23 protein-coding genes and 2 pseudogenes are annotated in these 23439 nt (G+C 72.0%); 9 read left to right on the forward strand and 16 right to left on the reverse strand.

The annotated features are described in order from the left end of the window. Positions 1-9 precede the first annotated feature (9 nt). Positions 10-1428 (forward strand): CoA transferase, encoded by a 1419-nt coding sequence (locus tag OG446_RS07005; protein WP_328893198.1) that lies wholly within the window; start codon positions 10-12, stop codon positions 1426-1428. Here OG446_RS07005 and OG446_RS07010 read toward each other — a convergent pair. From OG446_RS07010 to OG446_RS07020, 3 genes are read right to left on the reverse strand one after another with little or no spacing between them, the layout of a single operon-like run. Further along, positions 1418-2461, reverse strand: coding sequence for a zinc-dependent alcohol dehydrogenase family protein (locus OG446_RS07010; RefSeq protein WP_328893199.1), 1044 nt, complete (start codon positions 2459-2461; stop codon positions 1418-1420). The two genes, OG446_RS07005 and OG446_RS07010, sit on opposite strands and share 11 nt — an antisense overlap. Positions 2462-2482: 21 nt before the next feature. Continuing rightward, positions 2483-3172 carry a lysoplasmalogenase gene (locus OG446_RS07015; RefSeq protein ID WP_328893200.1) on the reverse strand — a complete coding sequence of 230 codons (690 nt, stop codon included), beginning with the start codon at positions 3170-3172 and terminating at the stop codon, positions 2483-2485. Then, positions 3169-4053: a sterol desaturase family protein gene (locus tag OG446_RS07020; protein ID WP_328893201.1), complete on the reverse strand. Its 885-nt coding sequence runs from the start codon at positions 4051-4053 to the stop codon at positions 3169-3171. Before OG446_RS07020 ends, OG446_RS07015 begins: the two co-directional genes overlap by 4 nt. A 149-nt stretch (positions 4054-4202) precedes the next feature. On the opposite strand from OG446_RS07020, the gene OG446_RS07025 reads away from it, so the two are divergent. Beyond that, positions 4203-7334: an NACHT domain-containing protein gene (locus tag OG446_RS07025; protein WP_328893202.1), complete on the forward strand. Its 3132-nt coding sequence runs from the start codon at positions 4203-4205 to the stop codon at positions 7332-7334. Between the two features lie 91 nt (positions 7335-7425). Here the strand turns inward: OG446_RS07025 and OG446_RS07030 are convergent. From OG446_RS07030 to OG446_RS07055, 6 genes and pseudogenes are all read right to left on the reverse strand, one after another. Beyond that, positions 7426-7969: pseudogene (locus OG446_RS07030) on the reverse strand (ISAzo13-like element transposase-related protein); the annotation flags it as partial. A gap of 54 nt (positions 7970-8023) precedes the next feature. Next, entirely contained in the window at positions 8024-8737 is a 714-nt protein-coding gene (locus OG446_RS07035) for a VIT1/CCC1 transporter family protein (RefSeq protein ID WP_328893203.1), read from the reverse strand. A gap of 50 nt (positions 8738-8787) precedes the next feature. Continuing rightward, complete coding sequence (locus tag OG446_RS07040) at positions 8788-10014, reverse strand: amidohydrolase family protein (protein ID WP_328893204.1); 1227 nt, start codon at positions 10012-10014, stop codon at positions 8788-8790. A gap of 67 nt (positions 10015-10081) precedes the next feature. Beyond that, positions 10082-11362 (reverse strand): amidohydrolase family protein, encoded by a 1281-nt coding sequence (locus OG446_RS07045; protein WP_328893205.1) that lies wholly within the window; start codon positions 11360-11362, stop codon positions 10082-10084. A gap of 17 nt (positions 11363-11379) precedes the next feature. Then, the gene (locus OG446_RS07050; protein ID WP_328893206.1) at positions 11380-12264 is read right to left on the reverse strand and encodes an SDR family NAD(P)-dependent oxidoreductase; all 885 of its coding nucleotides are present in this window, start codon (positions 12262-12264) and stop codon (positions 11380-11382) included. Then, on the reverse strand, positions 12261-13061 hold the full coding sequence (locus OG446_RS07055) for an acetoacetate decarboxylase family protein (RefSeq protein ID WP_328893207.1): 801 nt from the start codon (positions 13059-13061) through the stop codon (positions 12261-12263). The genes OG446_RS07050 and OG446_RS07055 overlap by 4 nt, the downstream gene beginning before the upstream one ends. Here OG446_RS07055 and OG446_RS07060 point away from each other — a divergent pair. From OG446_RS07060 to OG446_RS07085, 6 genes and pseudogenes are all read left to right on the forward strand, one after another. Further along, positions 13060-13332 (forward strand): annotated as a pseudogene (locus tag OG446_RS07060) (TetR/AcrR family transcriptional regulator); the annotation flags it as partial. The gene OG446_RS07055 and the pseudogene OG446_RS07060 sit on opposite strands and share 2 nt — an antisense overlap. A 519-nt stretch (positions 13333-13851) precedes the next feature. Further along, positions 13852-14856: a DEDDh family exonuclease gene (locus tag OG446_RS07065; RefSeq protein ID WP_328898227.1), complete on the forward strand. Its 1005-nt coding sequence runs from the start codon at positions 13852-13854 to the stop codon at positions 14854-14856. Positions 14857-14920: 64 nt separating this feature from the next. Further along, positions 14921-15154 carry a hypothetical protein gene (locus OG446_RS07070; RefSeq protein WP_078852816.1) on the forward strand — a complete coding sequence of 78 codons (234 nt, stop codon included), beginning with the start codon at positions 14921-14923 and terminating at the stop codon, positions 15152-15154. An 89-nt stretch (positions 15155-15243) separates the two neighbouring features. Further along, on the forward strand, positions 15244-16047 hold the full coding sequence (locus OG446_RS07075) for an SURF1 family cytochrome oxidase biogenesis protein (protein WP_328898228.1): 804 nt from the start codon (positions 15244-15246) through the stop codon (positions 16045-16047). Between the two features lie 94 nt (positions 16048-16141). Beyond that, entirely contained in the window at positions 16142-17953 is a 1812-nt protein-coding gene (locus OG446_RS07080; protein WP_328893208.1) for a glycoside hydrolase family 15 protein, read from the forward strand. Positions 17954-17957: 4 nt separating this feature from the next. Then, the gene (locus OG446_RS07085) at positions 17958-18713 is read left to right on the forward strand and encodes an SDR family oxidoreductase (protein ID WP_328893209.1); all 756 of its coding nucleotides are present in this window, start codon (positions 17958-17960) and stop codon (positions 18711-18713) included. A 78-nt stretch (positions 18714-18791) separates the two neighbouring features. Here the strand turns inward: OG446_RS07085 and amaP are convergent, their stop codons facing one another. The 5 genes from amaP to OG446_RS07110 are packed head-to-tail and all read right to left on the reverse strand — an operon-like array spanning position 18792 to position 21119. Next, complete coding sequence (gene amaP, locus OG446_RS07090) at positions 18792-19370, reverse strand: alkaline shock response membrane anchor protein AmaP (RefSeq protein WP_389260731.1); 579 nt, start codon at positions 19368-19370, stop codon at positions 18792-18794. 5 nt (positions 19371-19375) lie between these two features. Next, positions 19376-20047 carry a DUF6286 domain-containing protein gene (locus OG446_RS07095; protein WP_328893211.1) on the reverse strand — a complete coding sequence of 224 codons (672 nt, stop codon included), beginning with the start codon at positions 20045-20047 and terminating at the stop codon, positions 19376-19378. Then, positions 20044-20406 carry a hypothetical protein gene (locus OG446_RS07100; RefSeq protein ID WP_443050047.1) on the reverse strand — a complete coding sequence of 121 codons (363 nt, stop codon included), beginning with the start codon at positions 20404-20406 and terminating at the stop codon, positions 20044-20046. The genes OG446_RS07095 and OG446_RS07100 overlap by 4 nt, the downstream gene beginning before the upstream one ends. Beyond that, on the reverse strand, positions 20403-20594 hold the full coding sequence (locus OG446_RS07105) for a hypothetical protein (RefSeq protein WP_136330255.1): 192 nt from the start codon (positions 20592-20594) through the stop codon (positions 20403-20405). Before OG446_RS07105 ends, OG446_RS07100 begins: the two co-directional genes overlap by 4 nt. 30 nt (positions 20595-20624) lie before the next feature. Then, positions 20625-21119, reverse strand: a complete 495-nt coding sequence (locus tag OG446_RS07110) for an Asp23/Gls24 family envelope stress response protein (protein WP_328893213.1) — start codon at positions 21117-21119, stop codon at positions 20625-20627. Between the two features lie 92 nt (positions 21120-21211). On the opposite strand from OG446_RS07110, the gene OG446_RS07115 reads away from it, so the two are divergent. Further along, positions 21212-21943 carry a hypothetical protein gene (locus tag OG446_RS07115; RefSeq protein WP_328893214.1) on the forward strand — a complete coding sequence of 244 codons (732 nt, stop codon included), beginning with the start codon at positions 21212-21214 and terminating at the stop codon, positions 21941-21943. Between the two features lie 27 nt (positions 21944-21970). Here OG446_RS07115 and OG446_RS07120 read toward each other — a convergent pair whose 3' ends face one another. Both OG446_RS07120 and OG446_RS07125 read right to left on the reverse strand, forming a co-directional pair. Continuing rightward, complete coding sequence (locus OG446_RS07120; protein WP_326663721.1) at positions 21971-22762, reverse strand: enoyl-CoA hydratase/isomerase family protein; 792 nt, start codon at positions 22760-22762, stop codon at positions 21971-21973. A gap of 152 nt (positions 22763-22914) precedes the next feature. Further along, a complete protein-coding gene (locus OG446_RS07125) occupies positions 22915-23136 on the reverse strand; it encodes a helix-turn-helix domain-containing protein (protein WP_007263382.1) in 222 nt (73 codons plus the stop codon). Between the last annotated feature and the right edge of the window lie 303 nt (positions 23137-23439).

The following is a 23439-nucleotide window of genomic DNA, read 5'->3' on the forward strand; positions in this document are numbered from 1 at the left end:
AGTGCGGGGATGACGCACCTCCCCGACTCAGCCACCGGGCAGGCCTGGGCCGCCCTCGGTGGTGACTCCGTACTTCTCTCCCGGATCGGGACGACAGAAGCGGCCGGGCTGCTCCCCGCCCGGCTGCCCGTGCGGGAGTTGGCCCGCGCCGCGGTCGCGGTCTGCTCCCTGGCCGCCGCCGAGCTCGCGGCCCGCCGCACCGGCGGCCCCGTGCCCCGGGTCCGGACCGACGACGGCGCGGTGGCCACCGCGTTCGTCAGCGAGCGCCATCTGCGGATCGACGGCCGCGCCCCGGCGAGTTTCGCTCCGCTCTCCCGGTTCTGGCGCACGGCCGACGGCTGGGTCCGTACGCACGCCAACTACCCGCACCACCGGGCCCGGTTGCTGGGCACGCTGGGGCTGCCCGCGGACACCGCCGACGATCTGGCCGTGGACGCCGTGGCGGCGTCCTTCGCCGGGCTGCGGGCGGACGGGATCGAGCAGGCGGTGTACGCCGCGGGCGGGTTGGCCGTGGCCGCCAGAACACCCGGGGAGTGGGCCGTCGACCCGCGCCGCGTCGCACTCTCCGGTGTGCCGCTGGTGGAGAGGGAGCGGCTGGACGCGGCCCCGGTGCGGCGGACGGCAGCCCTCGGCGGCACACCGCTGCGGCCCGCTGCCGGACTGCGCGTCCTGGACCTCACCCGGGTCACCGCGGGGCCGGTCGCCACCCGTACGCTCGCGCTGCTCGGCGCCGACGTCCTGCGGATCGACGCCCCGCAGCTCCCGGAGAGCCAGGACGCGCACAGCGACACGGGGTTCGGGAAGCGGTCGGTGAGCATCGACCTGGCGAGCGGCGCCGGCCGCGAGGTCTTCGACGAGCTGCTGGCCGGGGCGGACGTGGTCGTCACCGGATACCGGCCCGGTGCGCTCGACGGGTTCGGCCTCACGCCGCGGTCCCTCGCCGCGCGCAGGCCTGGTCTGGTGATCGGGCGCCTGTCGGCCTGGGGGAAGGGCCCATGGGCCGGGCAGCGCGGTTTCGACAGCGTGGTGCAGGCCGCCACCGGCATCGCAGTGGCCGAGGCGGACCCGGAGGAGCCGGACGGTCCGCCGGGTGCGCTGCCCGCCCAGGCGCTGGACCACGGCACCGGCTATCTGCTGGCCGCGGCGGTACTGCGGGCGCTGACCGAGCAGCACGACGAGGGCGGTTCGCGGCTGGCCACCCTCTCGCTGGCCCGTACCGCGGCCTGGCTGACCGACGAGATCCCGGCGACGCCGGACCGTACGGAACCCGAGCACTACGACCCGCGGAAGTGGCTCACCGAGACCGACAGCCCGCTGGGCCGCCTGCGCCATGCCTTGCCGCCGGTCGCCTTCGACGGGGCGCCCGCCGACTGGTCGCGCCCGCCCGGACCGCTGGGGGCGGACGCGGCCGTCTGGCTCACGGCTTGATGAGGACCTTCAGCGCCGTGCGCTCGTCCATCGCCTTGTAGCCGGCCGGTACCTCGTCGAGGCCGACCGCCAGGTCGAAGACGGGCGACGGGTCGATGGTGCCGGACAGCACGTCGGGGAGCAGTTCCGGAATGTACGTGCGTACGGGGGCGACGCCACCGCGCAGGGCGATGTTCCGGTCGAACATGATGCCGAGGTCCAGCCCGGTGCCGCTGCCGTGCGGCACTCCGACGTAGCCGATGGAGCCGCCGTCGCGGGTGATGCCGACGGCGGTGCGCATCGACTGCTCGGTGCCGACGGCCTCGATGACCGCCTGGGCGCCCTCGCCGCCGAGCAGTTCCCGTACCGCCTCGACGGCTGCCTCGCCGCGCTCGGCGACGATGTCGGTGGCGCCGAAGTCGCGGGCGATGTCCGTGCGTGCCCGGTGGCGGCCGAGCGCGATGATCCGCTCGGCGCCGAGCCGCTTGGCGGCCATGACGCCGCACAGGCCGACGGCACCGTCACCGACGACGGCGACCGTGGAGCCCCGCTTCACACCGGCGCCGACAGCGGCGTGATGGCCGGTGCCGAGGACGTCGGACAGGGCCAGGAGCGCGGTGAGCAGGTGGTCGTCGGAGGCCGCGGCGGCGGGGAGCTTGACCAGTGTGCCGTCGGCGAACGGAACGCGCACGGCCTCGCCCTGTCCGCCGTCGGAGCCGACCGAGCCCCAGAAGCCGCCCTGCGGGCAGGAGGTGGTCAGGCCCTCGGCGCAGTAGGTGCAGGTGCCGTCGGACCAGACGAAGGGGGCGACGACGAGGTCGCCGACGGCGAAGCCGTTGACCTCGGCGCCCGCCTCCTCGACGATCCCCAGGAACTCGTGGCCGATGCGCTGGCCGGGCTGCCGGGCGGACTCGCCGCGGTAGGCCCACAGGTCGCTGCCGCAGATACAGGCCCGCAGGACCCGCAGCACCACGTCGGTGGGCTGCTGGATCACCGGGTCCGGGACCTCCTGCACGCGGATGTCGTGGGGTGCGTGGATGACGGTGGCGCGCATGCGTGGGGGTCCTTGCTGATCTCAGATGCTGATACTCCGCTCACGGTACGCCCCGAAGACCGCACCGGCTCTTTTCGCCCCCGGCGCGAGCGCGCCCAGGGTCAGCAGGAACTGCGCCGCGACATAGGTGAGCATGACCCAGAAATCGGGGGCGGGCGGCTGCGGCCAGTCGGCGATGCCGGTGGCGATCAGGGCGTCGGAGAGCAGGAAGAGCGCGCCTCCGGCGGCCGCGTACCGGCCGAGGACGCCGGAGCGGTAGGCCATGGCGGTCAGCAGCAGGCTGTAGCCCGCCATCGGGACCCGTAGCCCGGCCGGCAACCCGTCCCAGATCAGCACGACGAAGACGGTCAGGACGACCGCGTACCCGATACCGGGGAGCAGTGCGCCGCGGGCCCGGCCGAAGAGCCGCAGGTAGCAGAGGTGTCCTGCGGCAAATCCGCCCATCCCGACGAGGAAGGCGAGGTCGGCGTCGGCCAGCAGGAACACGTCCCCGGTCCAGCCGCAGAGCAGGGCGGCGATCAGCAGCCGGGGCCCGCGCCGGGCGACGGCGTACGCGGCGAGGAGCGGCATCAGCAGCGGCTTGGCGACGAGGTGGACGGGGCCGGCGTCGGTGAGGACCCCGACGAGGTCGGCCACGCACGCGAGGAGGAAGGCGATGAGCAGGGGGCGCACGAGACGCTCCCGCCGGTCCGGGGACGGGCCGGCGCTCATCCGGTGCGCTCCCGCGCGGGAGCGGCCGTGGCCCTGCCCGCCGCGACTTCGGCGGGCTTCCAGCCGGGTCCGCGGAAGACCCGCCCGGCCCGCTCGCTCCAGCTGCCCGCCGCGCGGACGTCGCGGGCGATCGCGGCGTACTCGTGGGTGGCGACCCGCAGCGGGTTGAACGTGTCGATGTTCTTGGTGAGCCCGAACACGGGCCGTTCCGTCTCCGCGGTGAAGGACCCGAACCACCGGTCCCACACGATCAGGATGCCGCCGAAGTTCCGGTCGAGGTAGCCGCCCTGGGAGGCGTGGTGCACCCGGTGGTGGGAGGGCGTGTTCAGGACGTACTCGAAGGGCCGGGGCAGCTTGTCGATCCGCTCGGTGTGCACCCAGAACTGGTAGACGAGATTGACCGAGGAACAGAAGGCCAGTGCCGCCGGGTGGACGCCGCACGCGATCAGCGGGAGGTAGAACGGCCACACGGTCAGCGAGGTCCAGGGCTGGCGCAGCGCGGTGGAGAGGTTGAACTTCCGGCTGGAGTGGTGGACCACGTGGCAGGCCCAGAGGATCCGGATGACGTGGTGGCCGCGGTGGGACCAGTAGTAGAAGAAGTCCTGCCCCAGCAGCATCAGCGGGACGGTCCACCACAGGAGGGGGATGCTGAGCGGGGTCAGTTCGTAGACCGCGGTGTAGATCGCGACGATGGGCACTTTCCACAGCAGGTCGAAGGCCAGGCTGCCCAGCCCCATGGTGATGCTGGTGGTGGCGTCCTTCGCCTCGTAACCGGCGGCGTCCTCGTCGGGGTGGAAGTGGTGGAGCGCCATTTCCAGAACGGTGAGCAGGACGAAGGCCGGTATGGACCAGAGCACTACATCGGGCAGGTTCGTCGGCATGCCTGCACCGTAGAGCCGCAGGTCGGCCCCCGACTAGACGTTGTTACCAACAAGTATGCGAGACATGCTGTCAGCAGCTTTTGGCACCTTCCGACAGCGCGGCCGTCGTACGATCCCTCCACCGGAGTCCGACAGGGGGAGGAACTGCCGTGCAGGGTCTGGAAGTTGCGCTGGTCCGGCTGGCGACGACGGTGATCGGCTCGGTCGCTCGATCACTGATCACCCCGAAGCCGGGCGCGGGCCTGGTCCCGGACCCGGTGCGGCCGCTCCCCCGCCCGGCGAAGCCGGACCGGCTGGCGCGGGTACTCGCCGGCCGGTTGGCGGAGTCGTACACCGGGCTGCCGGAGAACGAACGGCTGGCCGCCGTGGAAGCGGTCCAGGACACCTTCGTCGCGGCGGGCGAGCTGACGGCCGACCGGCTGTTCGGCCTGAACCTGGATCCCGACCGGCTGTCCGCCGAACTGTCGGCGCCCCCGGCCGGGCTGTCGGACCGGGCGGCCGGGCTCTACGGGGAGCTCCTGGACCGCTGCTGCGCGCACGCCATGGAGCAGCTGACCGCCGAGCCGTCGTTCACGGCACGGGCGGCGGTGGAGCAGGTGCGCGCGGCAGAGCGGACGCGGGAGCTGGTGGCGGACGTACGGGAACGGGTCGGCCCGCGCCCCGGCACGGCGGCGCTGGACTTCGAGCGGCGGTACACGGAGTTCATGGCCACGGCGCACAGCCGGATAGGGCTGTTCGGGCTGACGCTGGGGCGGTCGACGGGCGAGTGGCCGCTGGAGACGGGCTACATCAGCCTGTCGGTGAGCTCCCGGGACAGCGGACCGGAGTGGTGGGAGGCGACCGCGCCGGAGCGGGTGACGGTCACGGCGGAGCAGGCCCTCGCGGGGACCGGCCGACTGCTGCTGCGAGGGACGGCCGGTTCGGGCAAGAGCACCCTCGTCCAGTGGCTGGCGGTGAATGCGGCCCGGCAGACGTTCGGCGGGGACCTCGCCGACTTGAACCGCTGCGTGCCATTCGTCCTGCGCCTTCGCGCATTCACATCGGACGGAAAGCTGCCGGGTCCGGAGGACTTCCTGCACGCGGCGGGCGTCCCACTGCATGGCGCTGCGCCCGCCGGGTGGGCGGACCGGCTGCTGTCCGAAGGCCGCGGCCTGGTGCTGGTGGACGGGGTCGACGAAGTCCCTGCACGGCTGCGTCAGCGTACCGAGAAATGGCTGAAGGACCTGCTCACCGCGTATCCGAGGTCCCGTTACGTGGTGACGACCCGGCCGTCCGCCGTGCCGGAGAGCTGGCTGTCCGGCTCCGGATTCGAGGCACATTCCCTGATGCCGATGACGACGAAGGACATCCGCGCATTCGTCGACCACTGGCACACGGCCGCACGCTCCGAGTGCCGGTCGGACGAGGAGCGCGAGCAGCTCGACGCGTACGAAGCCTCGTTGCGGCACGCCGTGGGGACGCGGCGCGACCTGGGCCGGCTCGCGACGAACCCGCTGATGTGTGCGCTGCTGTGCGCCCTCAATCGGGACCGCCGCACGCAACTTCCGCGTGCGCGGAAGGAGTTGTACGACGCGGCGCTGGACATGCTGCTCGTTCGGCGCGACACGGAACGCGACGTCAACGGGGTCGAGGGCGTCGACCTGACCAGGGAAGAACAGACGGCGCTGTTGCAGCGGCTGGCGTACTGGTTGATCCGCAACGGTCAGGCGGAGGCGGAGCACGACGAGGCCTTGGCGATGGTGACCGAGTGGCTGGCGGCCATGTCCCAGATTCAGGGCAGCCCCGAGAACGTGTTCCAACACCTCCTGATCAGAAGCGGGCTGTTGCGGGAACCCGCGCCGGGGGCGGTCGGGTTCGTGCACCGGACGTTCCAGGACTACCTGGGGGCGAAGGCGGCCGTGGAGGCCCGTGACTTCGGGGTGCTGGTCAGGCAGGCGCACGACGACCAGTGGCACGATGTCGTACAGATGGCGGTGGGGCACGCCCGCCCGGACGAACGTGGCAGGCTGCTGCGGCAGTTGCTGAAGCGAGCGGACCGAACGCCCACGTACCGCCACCGGCTCGTGCTGCTGGCGGCGGCGAGCGTGGAGCACGCGCCGGAGCTCGATGCCGCAGTGCGGGACGACGTCCGGCGCCGGACGGAGGAGTTACTGCCACCGCGCACACGCGAGGAGGCGGAGCAGCTGGCGGCCGTCGGCGAACTGGTCCTCGAGCTGCTGCCGGGGCCTCAGGACGTGGAGGATGAGTTTTCGGCGGGTTATGTGGTGATGACGGCGGGTCTGGTGGGGGGCGAAACAGCATACGAGGTGATCAGGCAGTACAGGGAGGACGAGCGGCCGTGGGTCGCCGGGCAGCTGTGCGAGGCATGGGGTGCTTTCGACGCCGAGACCTACGCACGGGAGATCCTGGCAGCACAGGCCTGGGAACAACCGTACGTCTCCGCCGCCACCGCCGAGCAGATGAGTGCTCTGCGCCATGTCCCCGAGGCCCACTCGGTCCGTCTGCAGGGCAGCCATCGCGACCTGTCCCCGCTGGTGTCCCGCCGTGAGTTGAGGAAGCTCTTCGTCTTCGACAACAGAGAGCTGACGGATATCTCCCCCGTGGCCTCGATGCGCTCGCTCACCGAGGCCGGATTCAGCCAATGCCCGGAGGTTCGCGATCTGAGTCCGTTGTACGGCCTCCCGCTGACCTTGCTCTCCCTGATCCAGCTGCATCCCGGCCTGTCAGCCGGACAGCTGGAACCCCTCACAGCAAGCACCGTGGTTCTCGGCCACCGCTTCGCCGTCGGAAGCTTCGGCGAACTACCGCTGCACACCCGCCTCAAGTCCCTCTACTTGATCGGGCAGGCCAGCGAACTGAACCTGGAGGGAATCGAGCGGTGGACCGAGCTGGAGGAGCTCCGCATCGAAAGCTCGTCCCAGCTTCGGTACATGGCCGCAGCGCCGTCCCGGTCTCGTCTTCGCTCGCTCACTCTCGACGGTCTGGACGACCTGGACCCGGCCGTCCTGAGCGGCTTCCCCTCCCTCGGAAAGCTCGTTCTCTTCCGCTGCCGGCTGTCCGGGGAGCTGACGCCCCTGAGAGAACTGACAGAGCTGACAACGCTTTCCCTCTACCCCCGGTCCGAAGGAACCCCTGCCGACGTCGACAGCGTCATCGACCTGACCCCCCTGGCCGCTCTCGACCGCCTCACCATCACCGTCGGCAGAGACACACACACCGTCGGGGAAGACCTCTTTCCGCCCGGCCGGATCATGCGCCCGCACCGGTCAGTAACGGTCTAAGGGGATTGCCGATCATTTACACGTCGTCCTGCTCCTGTTGTCCTTGCCAGCCTGTGCCTGGGGATCTGTGGGAGCCGGAGGGTGCGAACCTCTCCGACTGCCCGACCTTCAGCGTGCCTGGCGGTTGGTGACACACGGTGATCGTCGGTCCGGTTTCAGCTGCGAGTTGGGCCGGCTCGCGCTTCCAGGACCGGGTGCGGTAGCCGTTGGATCCGCCGGCGTCGGCGGTGATCAGCAGCCGTGTCGCCCTCGGGTAGGCAGCCCGGCTCCGCCGCGAGCGTACGGGGCGATTTCACCGTCCACCGCAGCGGCGACATCGGGTCGCCTCTCTCCTCGGGCTCGACCAGAGCCGGTAGCGCCGGCCGCAGCCCCGGATCCAGATCGGCGACCCGTTTGCGTCCTCCGCCGGGACGCCGGACCCGCCCCAACGGCTCCTCTCCGGGTTCCGGCTCGAACACGCCATTGCGGACCGTCGTCTCGCTGACCTGGGCCGCCCGAGCGACAGCGCTGATGCCACCATGCCCCAGCAGCCGGGCCTCGGTTCCCCTCAGCAGTCGCTGCCGCTCGTCCAGATGCGGGAACAACACCGCCAATTTCGCGGAGAGTTGATCACGGGCCTCGTCCGGGATGCGCATACCGGACCAACGAGCCCCAGGTCGGGAAGCAACACCTTGATGATCTGCAATCTCTTAGACCCCCGCCGCCCCCAGCAGCTCCCCCGCCACATACGTCACGGCCATCGCCACCGCTCCCCCGCCCATGTTCCGCAGCACCGCCGGGCCCGCCTTCGCCTCGCCCAGCCGGGCGCTCCACCAGCCCGTCAGGGCCAGGGCGGCGAGGACCGACAGCACGGTCACCGGCAGGCGCAGCGACGACGGCGGCAGCACGATCGCCAGCAGGGGCAGCAGCGCGCCCACCGTGAACGCGAGGAAGCTGGCCCCTGCCGCGTGCCACGGGTTCGTCAGGTCGTCCGGGTCGATGCCCAGCTCGACCTCGGCGTGGGCGCGCAGCGCGTCGCGTTCGGTGAGCTGGACGGCGGCTTCGCGGGCCACCTCGCGGCTGAGCCCCTTGCCCTCCAACAGGCCGGTGAGCTCGGCGAGTTCCGCCTCCGGGGTCTCCTGGAGCTCGCGCTTCTCCGTCGCCAGCGCGGCCTTCTCCGAATCACGCTGGGTGGAGACGGACACGTACTCGCCCGCCGCCATCGACATGGAGCCGGCCAGCAGCCCGGCCAGCCCCGCCGTCAGCAGGGTGCCCCGGTCGCCGGTGGCGCCCGCGACGCCGACGACGAGGCCCGCGGTGGAGACCACACCGTCGTTGGCCCCGAGGACCGCGGCGCGCAGCCAGTTCAGCCGCGCGCCCAGCCCGTTGCCGTGCGGTTCGTGGTGCGCCTGGGTGTCCGTCACCCGGGGATGGTCTCATCTCCGGGCTCCTTCGCGGCGAAAGACCCTCGGCGTCACCAGACGCGTACCGACCCACCCGGCGCGAAGGCGGGGCTGGTGGCATCCTGCGGGACCTCCTTCAGGGGTTCGGCGATCTCCTCGACCGTCGGGCCGACGGTGGCGGCGATGCGGTCCAGCGCCGGCAGGTCGAACCCGTAGACGCGGGCCGCGTTGCCGCCGGTCATGGCGGCGATCTCCGCGGGCGGCAGTCCCGCGTAGGCGATCCGCAGGCCCTCTCGTGAGTACGGGGCGGTGCCCTCGTCGTGCGGGTAGTCGCTGCCCCACATGATCTTGTCGAGGCCGATCCGGTCGCGCAGCGGCACCTCGTGCGGGCGCATGAAGCTGGCGCCGACGAAGCAGTTGTCGCGCCAGACCTCGCTGGGGCGTGCGCCCATGGAAGCCGACAGCCCCGCGCCGAACTTGGACTCGGCGGTGGCCGCGCGGGTCGCCGCCGCGACCAGCCGGCCGTGGTAGTAGTCGAGCATCTCCACGATGCCCGGGATCCAGCCGGAGCCCTGTTCGGTGAGCACCAGCTTCAGGTCGGGGTGGCGGCGGAAGGCACCGCCGAAGATCAGGTGCCACAGCGCCCGGTGCGAGAACCACGTCGTCTCGACCATGAAGACCGCGCGGGCCGCCGGTTCGTCGCCGAGCGGCGGGGAGGCGGAGCCGCCGTGGTGGTTGACGGGTACGTCCAGCTCCGCGCAGACCGCCCACAGCGGGTCGTACACCGCGGAGTACAGCTCCGGTATGCCGGAGCCCGGCGGGGTGCCGGGCAGCAGGATACCGCCGGTGAGGCCCGCCTCCTTGGCGCGCCGGACCTCACGGACCGCCTCGGCCGGATCGTTGAGGAGGATCTGGGCGACTCCCGCCCGCCGGCCCGGTGCGGCGGCGCAGAAGTCGGCGAGCCAGCGGTTGTGGGCGCGCAGGCCCGCCCAGCGCTGTTCGTACTCCTGCCGGGAGGGCGCGGGGGCCATCAGGGAGGCGGACGGGAAGAAGGGCGGGATGGTGTTGGGGAAGACGACTTCCGCGACGATGCCGTCCGCCTCCAGTTCGGCGAGGCGGCGGTCCGAGTTCCAGTTGCGGTCGGCGGTGTCGGCGACCAGGTCCTCGTACGGGTTGACGTAGGCCGCCGCCCAGGCGTCGAAGTCGTCGTGGTGCTTCGACTCCAGGTACGGCCTGTAGTCGAGCAGGTCGGCGCCGGCGTGGCAGTCGGCGGAGATGACGGTGTAGCGGTCGGTCATGACGCCCCCGGGATCAGCACGTCGTGGTCGGTCATGACGCCCCCCGGGACCGGGAAGTCGTGGTCGGTCATGACGCCCCCAGGACCGGGAAGTCGTGGTCGGTCAGCCAGTGCCGGCCGACCTCGCGCGAGCGGGCCCAGGACGCCTCGACCGCGGCCTGGTCGGTGCTCTGGCCCAGGTCGGCGGGGGTGGGGCCGATGCGCGCGGCAATGGGGGCGAGCCTGTCCGTGTCGAAGCCGAAGACCTCCGCGGCCGCGAGGCCCAGCATCACGCGGGTCTCGGCGACGGGGATGTCGTGGAAGGTGTTGCGCAGCCAGTTGGCGGTGTCGGGCCAGGTGCCCTCGGGGTGCGGGAAGTCGCTTCCCCACAGGATGTTGCCGACGCCGATCTCGTACCGCTGGGCGAGTTCGCGGCGTTTGGTGTTGGTGGCGCAGACGAACACCTGCCGGTCGAGGTACTCGTGCGGCGGGCGCTTCAGTTCGGCGAACGGGGAGAGCTTCTTGCCGCCGTGGGCGCCGAGGTAGAGCCGGTCCATGAACCACAGGAGGTTCGGCAGCCACCAGCAGCCGGACTCCGCGACGCCGAACTTCAGCCCGGGGTGCCGCTCGAAGGCGCCCGACCAGAGGAGGAACCAGAGCGGGCGGGAGGGCCACCAGGTGACCTCGGAGACGTAGATGCCGAGGTGGTCGCCGTACTCGTGGCGGGGCGCGGCGCCGGAGTGGGTGACGATCGGCATGCCCGTCTCGGCGGCGGCCGCCCACACGGGGTCGTAACGGCGGTCGTGGTACGGGGCCTTGTCCACCCACATGGAGGGGATCATCAGGGCGCCGAGGCCGGACTCCTTCGCCCGGTGGATCTCGGCGACGACCCGGTCGGTCTCACCGGTGACGGGCAGCAGGGCGACACCGCAGTGGCGTTCGGGGTGCTGTGAGACGAACTCGGCGAGCCAGCGGTTGTGGGCCTGCGCTCCGGCCATGCCCAGCTCGGGGTCCTGGTCCCCGGAGAGGCCGAGACCGACCCCGAAGGGGGCCGCGGTGCGGCTGTCGACGGCGTCCGCGTCGGGGAAGACGACCTCGGCCGCCACACCGTCGCCGTCGAGCTCCTTGAGACGCTGCGTCGCGTCCCAACCGCCTTTCAGCCCCTCCTCGTTGTCGTGGAACCACTTGTCGGCGAAGGCCTCGTTGCGTACGCCGAGGCGGGTCATCTCCTCGCGGCGGCGGTCGCGGCCGGCCAGGAAGTCGTCGAACTCGCGGTGGTGGCGGCTGTCCAGGTAGGGCCGGTACTCCTCGGTGGGGAGTCCGGCGTGGCAGTCGGAGGAGATGATCAGGTACGGGTCGTCGTGGGTCATCGCTGGGTCCTGTCCCCTCAGTCGAGTATGAAGTTCTCCAGGTAGGACGGGTTGGAGCGCTCGAGCATCGACTGCGACCTGGCGCGGATCTGACGGTCGCTGTGCTCGCTGTCGGGCAGCATCCAGAAGCGGTCGGCGCGGATCCCGTCCACGACGGTGGCGGCGACGTCCTCCACGGGCGTGAACTCCACCTCGTGGCCGCCCGCCTTCATGGCCTTCTCCCACTGGTCGAGGCTGCGGTACGGGGTCCTGCGCGGGCGCTCCTTGGCGTACCGGTCGGGCCGGTTGCGGTGCGACTCCCACAGTCCGGTGCGCAGCATGTGCGGGCCGGGGAAGAGGACCGAGGCGCCGACCGCCGCGCCCTCCGCCCTCAGGTGCGCGTACAGCGACTCGGTCATCGTGACGACGGCCGACTTCGTGACGGCGTACACGGACGCGGTGGGCAGCGGGGCGATCCCGCCGTCGCCCGACGAGGTGTTGACGACGTGGCCGGGCCCGCCGTCCGCGAGCATGCGCGGCAGGAATGCCTGGATGCCGTGGAAGACGCCCCACACGTTGACGGCGAAGGCCCACTTCCAGTCGTTGGGCTCGTGCTCCCACATCCGGCCCTCGGCTCCGGAGCCGACCCCGGCGTTGTTGCACAGCACGTGCACGGCGCCGAAGGTCTCGTACGCGGCGTCGGCAAGTGCCTGTACGGAGTCGCGCTCGCTGACGTCGACGGGCCGGGCCAGCACGTGTGCGCCCTCCGCGCGCAGTTCGCCGGCCGCCTTGTCGAGCGCGCCCTCCTCCACGTCGGCGAGGACGACCTTCAGCCCCTCGGCCGCGAACCTCCGGGCCATCGCGAGCCCGATTCCGCTCGCGGCGCCGGTGACGACGGCGACCTGCCCCTCCTGGAGCCTCATCGGACGCTCCCTCGCGGCGGGCCGTCGTGGATCTGCTGCGGGTCGTCGTAGCGCTGGTGGATGTACGGCAGGAGCGCGTCGGCGCTCACCCGCTCGACGGCCCGGCCCTGCTGGTCGCTGGTCTTCTCGCCGATGGTGATGTCGAGGACGCGGAGTACGGGGAGGTCGGCGACCGGGTCGTACATGGACTCGCGCAGCACCACGTCGCCGGTGATCCGCTCCAGCCGGCGGACCTTCTCGTGGCGGGTGCAGTGGATCAGGACGGGGTCGGCGTCGAAGCCCTCGCCGTCCACCGCGGGCAGGAACTTGAAGTAGAAGTCGAGCTTGGTGGCCGGTGCGGGCAGCGGGAGCTGTTCGCCGACAGCGCCGCGGATCTCGACGAAGGCGATGCCGTGGCGGGCGAGCGAGGCGTGCACGACGAGTCCTTCGCGCTCCACGCTGACCTCGCCGAGCTTCTTCGGCTCGCCGAACACCTCACGGCCGCCGGTCAGGGCCCGCTCGTGGGTCATCGGCATGACCAGCGGGTACCAGCCCTCGTGCCCGTCATGGACGGCGGCGACGGCGACGGAGCCCGCGCCGAGCGGATAACCGGGCAGATCGACCTTGCTGATGTTCGCCCGGACGAGCGGGCGGGCGGAGGGTTTCAGGGGCGGTGGGAGGACGGCGGCCACCGCGTCCGGGTCGCTCTCCCAGACGGCGGCCACGCCGGTGGACCAGATGTCCGGGAGCCGGGAGCGGGCCTCGCGGGCCTCCGCGATCTCGGCCTCGGTGCGCGCGCCGTACCGTACACGTGCCATGTGGTGCCACCCTTCTCGGTTGTCCGCGCCGGGTTCTGTAACACAGTTACACCGGAGCTCGCGAAGGGTAAATAGCCGTGCGTGTAACGGAGTTCTGGATACTGGAGGAGCTGTGGCGCGTTCGTCGCTGACCCGCGAGGAGGTCCTCGCGGCCGCTGCCGGGCTCGTACGGCAGCACGGTCCGCAGACCCTCACCATGCGCAAGCTGGCTGCCGAACTGGGCACCGCCGTCACGTCGATCTACTGGCACGTCGGCAACCGCGAGTCACTGCTGGACGCCCTCGTCGAGCGCACCGTCCTGGACATGGGCACCCTGCGCCCCACCGGCCGCACCCCGGCGGCCAGGATCGTCTCCGTGGCCCGCGGGCTCCGCCGGGACCTGCGCGCCCGGCCGCACCTGATCGCGATGGTCCACGAACGGGGGCTGACGGAACGCATGTTCCTGCCGGCCCAGCAGGCGCTCGCCCACGAGGTGCACGCCGCCGGGCTGCGCGGCGCCCGGGCGGCGGACGCGGTACGGGCGGTGCAGTTCCACACCGTCGGCTTCCTGCTCGTCGAGCGCAACCGGGAACGGTCCCCCGTGCAGTCGCCCGCCGAGGGCGATCTGTGGAGCGCGTCGACGGCCGGCGGCGACCCGGCACTGGCCCGGGCGCTGGCCCGGCCGGCCGACCAGGAACGACTGTTCGTCACGTCTGTACGGGCCCTGGTGGAGGGGCTGCTCGCCGGCGGGGGGGGGGGGGCCGGGGGTGACGGCCGAATAGGGGGCTGTCGGTGTCGGCCCGTATTCTCTGTGACCATGCTCGACGACCGCCAGACCGCAGCACCGTGGCCGACCGCCTACCCGCAGGGGTACGCGGTCGTCGACGTGGAGACCACCGGCCTCGCACGGGACGACCGGATCATCTCCGCCGCCGTTTACCGCCTCGACGCCCGGGGCAACGTCGAGGACCACTGGTACACCCTCGTCAACCCGGAGCGCGATCCCGGCCCTGTCTGGATCCACGGGCTGACGAGCGATGTCCTGGAAGGCGCCCCGCTCTTCCCCGAGGTGGCCGCCCAGCTCTCCGAGCGGCTCGCCGACCGCGTGCTCGTCGCGCACAACGCCGCCTTCGACTGGTCGATGCTGGCCCGGGAGTACGCACGGGCCGCGGTGATCGCGCCCGTCCAGCAGCGGCTGTGCACCATCGCGCTCTCCAAGGAACTGCGGCTGCCGCTGCCCAACCACAAGCTGGAGTCGCTGGCCGCGCACTTCGGCGTGGTGCAGGAGCGCGCGCACCACGCGCTGGACGACGCCCGGGTGCTCGCCGAGGCGTTCCGCCCCAGCCTGCACGCGGCGGCCCGGGACGGAATGCGGCTGCCGCTGCTGGAGTGCCGGCCGCTGACCGAGTGGTCGGACTCCCCCGTCACCCCGCGGATCGGCTACCAGCCCTCGTACGGCGCGCAGAACAGCTGGCGCCCCTCGCGCAAGCGCCCGGCCTGCCCGTATCCGAACCCGGGGCGGTACGAAAAGGAGAAACCTCTCATGCAGGGCATGCGGGTGGCGTTCTCCGGCGACACCTCGATCGACCGCGAGCTCCTGGAGGACCGGGCCGTGGAGGCGGGGCTGCACGTGGCGACGAGCGTCTCCCGGCTGACGAGCCTGCTCGTCACCAACGACCCGGACGCGGCGACCTCGAAGACCGTGAAGGCGAAGTCGTTCGGTACGCCGATCATCGACGAGAGCGCCTTCACCCATCTCCTGCGGGACGTGGCCGCGTCCACCAGGGTGCCGGCGCCGACGCCGTCATCGGAGTGAACCGGGGGCGACTCGCCCGCCCACCGCTCGCCCGTCGCCGCCCCAGCGTCCCACCCTGTGGCGCATGGCACGTTGCGAGGTATGCGGAAACGACTACGGGATGTCCTTCGAGGTGCACGCGCAGGGCGCGGTGCATGTCTTCGACTGCTTCTCCTGCGCCATCCACCGCATGGCGCCCATCTGTGAGCACTGCCGGGTCCAGGTCATCGGCCAGGGTGTCGAGGTCGACGGGCACTGGTTCTGCGGCGGCCACTGCGCCCGCGCGGAGGGGAAGGTGGGCATCATCGACAAAGTCTGAGCGCCTGGGGCCTCTCGTTCGGGTCATGCCGGGCTCGTGCCCCCACCCCCTCCGCGATGCACCCCATGACGCAGTTGTACCGTCATGGGGTGTACCGCTTCCTGTTGACCCGGCAGTGGCTGATTCTCGCCCTCATCGCCCTCGTCCTGATTCCGACGATGGTCGAACTGGGTTTCTGGCAGCTGCACCGGCATGAGCACAAGGTCGCGCAGAACGCCCTGATCACGCACAACCTCAAGGCGAAGCCCGTGCCGGTCGCGGGACTCACCTCACCGGGTCATGTCGTTCCGCGCTCGGACTACTGGCGGGCGGTGACGGCCACCGGGACGTACGACGAGAAGCACCAGGTCGTCGTCCGGCGCCGCACCGCCATCGACGGCTCCATCGGCGTCCATGTGCTGATCCCGTTCGACCTCAAGGGCGGCGGCACGGTCATGATCAACCGCGGCTGGGTCCCGTCCGCCGCCGACCAGCACGCCTTCCCCGACGTACCGGCCGTACCCAAGGGCGAGGTGACCGTCACCGGGCGGCTCAAGGCCGACGAGACGACGAGCGCCAGCGGCATCAAGGACATCTCGGACCTGCCGGACCGCCAGGTGATGCTGATCAACAGCGCCCAGCAGGCGAAGCTCCTCTCCCGGCCGGTGCTCGGCGGCTACATCGAGCAGACCGGGCCGGAGCCGAAGGGCGACTCCCCCGAGCTGATCGAGGCTCCCGACGACAGCTCCATCGGCCCGCACATGGCGTACGCCGTGCAGTGGTGGCTGTTCGCCGCCGGTGTCCCGGTCGGCTACGTGGTGCTGGCCCGCCGGGAGAAGCGCGACCGGCTCGCGGCGGCGGCCGAGGCCGCCGAGCAGGCCGATGCGGCGGAGCCCGAGCCGGCGAAGGCCTGACCGCACGTCGGGGACGACGTCCGCGGGGGTGACACCCGCCTCTCCTGACCCCGTGGCTGCTTAACGGGCGCCAGGTTCGGGAACACGCCAGAACGTGACCCCACGCATCGAGGACTACGCCCTCATCGGCGATCTCCAGACAGCAGCCCTGGTCGGCAGGAACGGTTCTGTCGACTGGCTGTGCCTGCCCCGCTTCGACTCGGGCGCCTGCTTCGCCGCGCTGCTCGGCGACGAGGAGAACGGCCACTGGCGCATCGCCCCGAAGGGTGCGGACACCTGCACGCGCCGTGCGTACCGCGGTGACTCGCTCGTCCTGGAGACGTTCTGGGAGACCCGCACCGGCACCGTCAAGGTCATCGACTTCATGCCGCAGCGCGACCACGAGCCCGATGTGATGCGGATCATCGAGGGCATCAGCGGCACGGTCGACATGGCCTCGGTGATCCGGCTGCGCTTCGACTTCGGCTCCGTCGTGCCGTGGATGCGCCGCTCGCAGGGCCAGCGGGTGGCGGTCGCGGGGCCCGACTCCGCCTGGCTGCGCAGCGAACCACCCGTCAAGACCTGGGGCCAGCAGTTCTCCACGTGTTCGTCGTTCAGCGTCTCCGCGGGCGAACAGGTGGCCTTCGTCCTCACCTGGCATCCCTCGCACTCACCGCGCCCCGATCTCGTCGACCCGTACGAGGCGCTGGAGAACACCCTGTCCGACTGGGCCGAGTGGTCCGACCGGTGCACGTACGAGGGGCCCTACCGGGAAGCCGTGATCCGTTCACTGATCACCCTCAAGGCACTCACCTTCGGTCCGACCGGCGGCATCGTGGCGGCCCCGACCACCTCGCTCCCGGAGGACATCGGCGGCGTACGGAACTGGGACTACCGCTTCTGCTGGCTGCGGGACTCCACGCTGACCCTCGGCGCGCTGACCTCGGCCGGCTACCTGGAGGAGGCCGCCGCGTGGCGGGACTGGCTGCTGCGCGCGGTCGCCGGGGATCCGGCCGACCTGCAGATCATGTACGGACTGGCGGGCGAGCGCCGGCTGCCCGAGGCGGAACTTCCGTGGCTGCGCGGCTACGAGAACTCCGCCCCGGTCCGGATCGGCAACGCCGCCGTGCGCCAGCGTCAGCTCGACGTGTACGGAGAAGTCATCGACTCCCTCCGGCTGGCCCGGACCGCGGGCCTGGACGACGCGCCGCACGCCTGGAGCCTCCAGCTCAGCCTGCTCGGCTTCCTGGAGTCCACCTGGCGCGAGCCGGACGAGGGGCTCTGGGAGATCCGCGGCCGACGCCGCCACTTCGTGCACTCCAAGGTGATGGCCTGGGTGGCGGCGGACCGCGCGGTGCGCAGCCTTGAGGAGGACCCTTCGCTGCCCGGCGACGCGGACCGCTGGCGGACGATGCGGGACGCCGTGCACCGTGAGGTGTGCGAGAAGGGGTACGACCCGGCACGCAACACCTTCACCCAGTCGTACGGGTCGCGGGAGCTGGACGCCGCGACGCTGCTGATCGCCCGGACCGGGTTCCTGCCGCCGGACGACCCGCGCGTCGTCGGAACGGTGAACGCCGTCCGCGACGAGCTGGGCAGCGACGGACTGGTGCGCCGCTACAGCACGGACAGCACCGCGGTCGACGGACTCCCGGGCGGCGAGGGCGCGTTCCTCGCCTGCTCGTTCTGGCTGGCGGACGCGTTGCGGATGACCGGACGCACCGACGAGGCCACCGAACTCTTCGAACGGCTGCTGGCGCTCCGCAACGACGTGGGGCTGCTCGCCGAGGAGTACGACACCGCGGCCATGCGCCAGCTCGGCAACTTCCCGCAGGCCTTCAGCCACATCGGGCTGGTCGGCACGGCGGTGGCACTGGCCGAAGCGCAGGCCGCCGAGGACAGGGCGCGGGAGCAGGAGGCAGGATAGGACCATGGATCTTGGACTGAAGGACCGTGTGTACGTCGTCACCGGAGCGACCCGGGGGCTGGGCAACGCCACGGCGCGCGCTCTGGTCGCCGACGGCGCGAAAGTGATCATCACCGGCCGCGACGAGAAGCGCGTCCGGGAGGCCGCCGACGAGCTGGGCCCCGACGCCGTCGGACTCGCGGCCGACAACGCCGACCCGGACGTGGCACGGCGGCTGGTGGAGTCCGCGCAGGAAGGGTTCGGCCGGCTCGACGGCATCCTCATCAGCGTCGGCGGCCCCGCGCCGGGCTCCGCCGCGGACAACACCGACGCGCAGTGGCAGTCGGCGTTCGAGTCGGTGTTCCTGGGCGCGGTGCGCCTGGCCCGGACGGCGGCGGCGGCGCTCGGCGAGGGCGGGGTCATCGGCTTCGTGCTCTCGGGCTCCGTCCACGAGCCGATCGCCGGACTGACCATCTCCAACGGACTGCGGCCCGGCCTGGCGGGCTTCGCGAAGTCACTGGCCGACGAGCTCGGCCCGCGGGGCATCCGCGTGGTGGGCGTGCTGCCGGCCCGCATCGACACGGACCGGGTCCGTGAACTCGACGCGCTGTCCGGCAACGCGGCCGCCTCCCGCGCCGCCAGCGAGGCCGCCATCCCGCTGCGGCGCTACGGCACTCCGGAGGAGTTCGGCCGGACGGCGGCCTTCCTGCTCTCGCCCGCCGCCTCGTATCTGACGGGCCTCATGGTGCCGGTCGACGGCGGGTCCCGGCGCGGCTTCTGAGCCTCCGCCCGGACGCGCGACACGCGAGGGGCCGGACGGCCTGTGCCGTCCGGCCCCTCCCGCGTGGCGTACCGCCCGTCAGCTCACGCGCTCGGCCCGGTGCTTGACCGCCTTCAGCCGCACCTCGGCCGGCAGCTTCGCCAGCCCGGCGGAGTCCCGGGCATGGGCCAGCGCCTCGTCCGTGAGCCGGCCCAGCGCCTCCTCGGGGGCGGCGTGCGGTTCCATGAGGAGCCGGATCCTGGCCCGCGGCTCGCTGCGTCTGCCGGTCAGGACGGCCTGGGCGCGGGCCACCCCGTCCAGGGCACCCGCCTCCTGTGCGAGCACACCCTCCAGGGCGCGGCCACGCAGCAGCGCGCCCTCTCCGTCGCCGCTGTCCACGAGCACCTCGGCGAGGCGGGCCCGGCGCAGCTGGGCCAGCAGCCACCACAGGGCGAGCACCACCAGGACCGCGAGGACCGCGATCACGACCGGCCACCACCAGCCCTCGGAGCGCCAGCGGTCCCGGTCCGCGTCGCTGAGGAGGACGTCGCGCTTGCCGTACCACGGCCACCAGGACGGCACGGAGAGACCGAGCGCCGCGGCCAGCACCCCGCCGCCCACGCAGACCAGTACCAGTCCGGCCAGGCCCAGCAGTACGCGGTTGACGGTCCCGATCACGCGGCTCACCCCTTCTTCGCCGGACGGCGGACATGGACGGACAGGCTCGGTTGCCTGGCCAGTCCGAGTTCCTTGATGCCGCTGGAGAGCGCGGTGTCCAGATCGGCCCGTACGTCGTCGAGTTCACGGAAGTGCGAGACGGCCCGCACCCCCACCTTGCCGCGTCCCATCCGGACCCGGACCGACTGCACTCCGGAGACCTCCACGGCCCGGTCGCGCAGCACCATGGCCGCCGCGGTCCGGTCGAGGGCAGCCCGCACGTCCGGGCGGTCGCGGCGCATCGGCAGCAGATCGCGCAGTCCGGGAGTGAGTGCGAGGACGAGCAGCCACAGGCCGGCCGCCACCGCGACCGAGGCGCCCGTGAGCACCCACACGTCGTCCAGCCGGCGCTCTGCCAGTTCGTCGGCCAGCGAGCGGCGCCACTGCATCGCCGGGTGGTCGGCACGGACCGCCGCGACGTCGTAGAGGAGCAGTCCGGTACCGCCCAGGACCACCAGGGCGGTGATGCCCGCCGGGATGCGGCGGGCGGACCAGAAGCGGCCCGCTCCGCCCTCGCTCCGTTCCTTGGACGGGACCGGGTCGAACGCCGCGGACGACGCCGACTGGTCGAGCGCGAGCACGTCCCCGTGTTCGACGGTGTGCTCCGCGCTGTTCTCCGGGTTCCGGGGCTCGGTCATCGGATCCTCCCCTGCGCCGCGAGGCTCGCTCCCGAGGGGTGCAGGCGCTCGACCTGTACGGCCACTTCGGGCACCTCCATCCCTGCCAACGCCTCTACCCGCATCGCGACCCGGCGACGCACGGCACCGCACTGGCGCCCGATGTCGCTGGGATAGCCGAGCTCCAGAGTCACCCGTACGCGGGCGGTGTCACGGTGAACCGTGACCGTGGCCCGCGGCGACGCGGCTTCCTTGGCGGGCTCGTCCACCGCCTCCTTCGCCGCCTGCGCGGCGATCTTCGCGACGACCCGGTCGGCGACCCGGGTCTCCCCTCGCTCCGCGGCGGCGACCCGGCCGCTCTCCCCCGACAACGCCGTCACCGCCGTCGGTCGCCGCGATCGCGACTCCGGAAGAAGTCACCGGGCTCCAGGTCACCGTCGAGGAAGCGACCGGCGATGAAGCCGATCGCCCCCAGGGCGGCCACCAGCAGGAAGGCTCCGAACCCGCCGAAGTACCCGGCGAACCCGAGCGCCATGCCGGCCACCATGCCGACCACAGCCATGCTCATCTGGGCTCCTCAACTGCCTTTGACGGAGGACTACTGGACACGTGGCTCGGACTGGTCCTCGTCGTCGTCCTCGTCGGGCAGCTTCACATCGCTCACCGCGATGTTGACCTCGATGACTTCGAGACCCGTCATCCGCTCGACGGCCGCGACAACGTTCTCCCTCACATCGCGGGCGACCTCGCTGATCGACACGCCGTAGTCGACGACGATCTCCAGGTCGAGGGCCGTCTGGGACTCGCCGACCTCCGCCTTCACCCCGCGGGTGACCGACTTGGAACCGCCGGGGACGCGGTCACGCACCGCGCCGAAGGTCCGCGAGAGTCCGCTGCCCATCGCGTGCACACCGACCACGTCGCGTGCCGCCATTCCGGCGATCTTCTCGACGACACCGTCGGCGATCGTCGTACGGCCGCGGGTGGCCGGGGCTCCCCCACCACGCCTGCTCAGCGAGCTGCTCCTGCTGTCACCGCCAGTCGAGTCCTTGTCGGGGTTCTCGGGCCGGTTGCGCTGTGGGGTCTCGGTCATCGCCGTTCTTCCCTTCGGGGCAGATTGGACTTCCTTGCCCAGATTAAGTGCGCTTGCCCGGTCTCGCGCCGTGGATGCGGCAGGCTGGAGCAATGACGACGGCTGACAGCTCGCGCAGGACCCAAGGATGGACGGCCGCGGTTCGCCAGCGGCTCGGTCTGGGCCGGCTTCTCCCGCTGGGCGGCCCGGCGGACGGGGCCTGGATCTCGGAACGGGCGGCGGCGGCCGTACTGCGCCGGGCGGTGGACGGTTCGGGACCGGTGCTCATGGAGCTGCGCATCGCCGTGGCCGACGCCGAGGCGGCGCCCGCCCCGCAGGTGCCGCCGCCCCCGAGCGCTCTGCCGCCGGGCCCGCTGCGCATCGAGGCCACCGTGGCCGCGACGGCGCACCTGCCGATTCCGGCCGCCGCCGCGGCGCTGCGCTCCGCTCTGCTGGCGGCTGCCGCCCGGCGGCTCGGGCTGGTGGTCGACGAGGTGGACATCCGGGTGGCCGAGTTGCTGGACACCGAACCGGAAGGGGCCGAACCGCCCCCGGTCGAGGTGCGCCCGGCGGATCCGGAGAACGCGGCGGGCCGTGCGGCCGCTGGAGTGACGGGCGTCGCGACGCTGACGCGGGCGCTCGGCGCGCCCGTGCACACGGGCCCGGACCACGTCCGGGTCGAGCTGGCGACGGACGGCGGCCACCGGGCGCTGGACGTGGCCCGCTCGGTGCGGGCGGCGGTGACACAGGCGGTGGACGGGCATCCGCCGGTCGCGGTACTGGTCACGGCGGTGACGGAGGGACACGTCCCGCCGGGAGCCGACCCGGCAGCGGGCCCGGGGTGATGCGTCCGGCCCCGCTGCCGGGTGCTTTCAGTCGGCCGTGCCCGAGAGGTCGCGCAGCCGACGGCCCTGCGCGGCACGCTCGGCGGCGCGCTGCTCCTCGTACGTACGGGAGACGGCGCCGCCGAGCAGGGCCTTGGTCTCGATGACGGCGTCGCGCGGGGCCGCGATCAGGGCGCCGGCCAGATCGCGGGCGGCTCCCTCGAGCTCCGCGGCGGGCACCACGAGGTTGGCCAGGCCGGTACGTTCGGCCTCGGCGGCGTGCACGAAGCGGCCGGTGGCGCAGATTTCGAGCGCGCGTGCGTACCCCACCAGGTGCACCAGGGGGTGCGTGCCGGTGAGGTCGGGGACCAGCCCGAGGCTGGTCTCGCGCATGGCGAACTGCACGTCCTCGGCGACGATCCGCAGATCGCAGGCGAGGGCGAGCTGGAAGCCGGCGCCGATGGCATGCCCCTGGACGGCCGCGATCGACACGATGTCGTTGCGGCGCCACCAGGTGAACGCCTCCTGGTACTCGGCGATGACCGCGTCGAGCTCGGCCTCCGGGCCACGCCCCATGTCGAGGAACGACGGCTCACCGTCGAAGCCCTCGGGGGTGAACGCCTGGCGGTCGAGTCCGGCGGAGAAGGACACACCTTCGGCGCGCAGCACGACGACCCGCACACTGCCGGGCAGAGCCCGTCCGGCCTCTGTCAACGCCCGCCACAGAGCGGGGGACTGAGCGTTGCGCTTGGCCGGATTGGTGAGGGTCACCGTGGCAACCGCGTCGTCGACGGTGAGTCGTACGCCGTCCTTGTCGAGCACAGTGTCGAGCGAGGTCATGGAGCGCCTCCGGATCGGGTGCAGTCAGCACATGAAGCTAAGTGACTGAACAGTAACCACCCGACCGACCGCACGATCGACCGGGTGGCCACCGCCGAAACCGGTGAGCCCCGGGACCGGTCCTACGACCTGCCCCGATCCGTGGACGGCCGTCAGGCCGCCGCGGCCTTCTTGCCTCGTGTCGCTCCGCCACGTCCCCGCAGCGTCACTCCGGACTCGCTGAGCATCCGGTGGACGAATCCGTAGGAGCGGCCCGTTTCCTCGGCCAACGCCCGGATACTCGCACCGGAGTCGTACTTCTTCTTCAGGTCTGCCGCGAGCTTGTCGCGCGCGGCGCCGGTTACCCGGCTGCCCTTCTTCAGAGTCTCGGCCACCCGTGCCTCCTCGTGGGAAGTGCGCTCTGGACTCTCATGATCACCCCTCGGGGCCGTCCTGGCCACCCATTCGGCAAGGTCCGTGCAAGCGGATCGGCACCCCGGGAGGGCGGCGACACGAACGGAATCCAGGATTCCGCTGGGCTGTGGAGCGGACGGAGCAACCGCGGCGGAGGAACGGCCAGGTCAGGGCCGCACAGGGTCCGGGGCCCCTCATGCGTGCACCCGGCAGCTAGCCGCCGGGTGCCGCGCCGAGGTACGAGACGCCCTCACACAGATGATGGATCACGCGTAGGCCGAATG

The organism is Streptomyces sp. NBC_00236, assembly GCF_036195045.1.
In the GTDB taxonomy this organism is placed as follows: domain Bacteria; phylum Actinomycetota; class Actinomycetes; order Streptomycetales; family Streptomycetaceae; genus Streptomyces.

Bases quoted from the DNA above. Each gene is read 5' to 3' on its own strand.
- OG446_RS07095 (WP_328893211.1), bottom strand. From the start codon at position 20,047: ATGACCGAGCCCCGGAACCCGGAGAACAGCGCGGAGCACACCGTCGAA.
- OG446_RS07115 (WP_328893214.1), top strand. From the start codon at position 21,212: ATGACGACGGCTGACAGCTCGCGCAGGACCCAAGGATGGACGGCCGCG.
- OG446_RS07015 (WP_328893200.1), bottom strand. From the start codon at position 3,172: ATGAGCGCCGGCCCGTCCCCGGACCGGCGGGAGCGTCTCGTGCGCCCC.
- OG446_RS07055 (WP_328893207.1), bottom strand. From the start codon at position 13,061: ATGGCACGTGTACGGTACGGCGCGCGCACCGAGGCCGAGATCGCGGAG.
- OG446_RS07020 (WP_328893201.1), bottom strand. From the start codon at position 4,053: ATGCCGACGAACCTGCCCGATGTAGTGCTCTGGTCCATACCGGCCTTC.
- OG446_RS07070 (WP_078852816.1), top strand. From the start codon at position 14,921: ATGGCACGTTGCGAGGTATGCGGAAACGACTACGGGATGTCCTTCGAG.
- OG446_RS07110 (WP_328893213.1), bottom strand. From the start codon at position 21,119: ATGACCGAGACCCCACAGCGCAACCGGCCCGAGAACCCCGACAAGGAC.
- OG446_RS07085 (WP_328893209.1), top strand. From the start codon at position 17,958: ATGGATCTTGGACTGAAGGACCGTGTGTACGTCGTCACCGGAGCGACC.
- OG446_RS07045 (WP_328893205.1), bottom strand. From the start codon at position 11,362: ATGACCCACGACGACCCGTACCTGATCATCTCCTCCGACTGCCACGCC.
- OG446_RS07005 (WP_328893198.1), top strand. From the start codon at position 10: ATGACGCACCTCCCCGACTCAGCCACCGGGCAGGCCTGGGCCGCCCTC.
- OG446_RS07105 (WP_136330255.1), bottom strand. From the start codon at position 20,594: ATGAGCATGGCTGTGGTCGGCATGGTGGCCGGCATGGCGCTCGGGTTC.
- OG446_RS07010 (WP_328893199.1), bottom strand. From the start codon at position 2,461: ATGCGCGCCACCGTCATCCACGCACCCCACGACATCCGCGTGCAGGAG.
- OG446_RS07040 (WP_328893204.1), bottom strand. From the start codon at position 10,014: ATGACCGACCGCTACACCGTCATCTCCGCCGACTGCCACGCCGGCGCC.
- OG446_RS07050 (WP_328893206.1), bottom strand. From the start codon at position 12,264: ATGAGGCTCCAGGAGGGGCAGGTCGCCGTCGTCACCGGCGCCGCGAGC.
- OG446_RS07120 (WP_326663721.1), bottom strand. From the start codon at position 22,762: ATGACCTCGCTCGACACTGTGCTCGACAAGGACGGCGTACGACTCACC.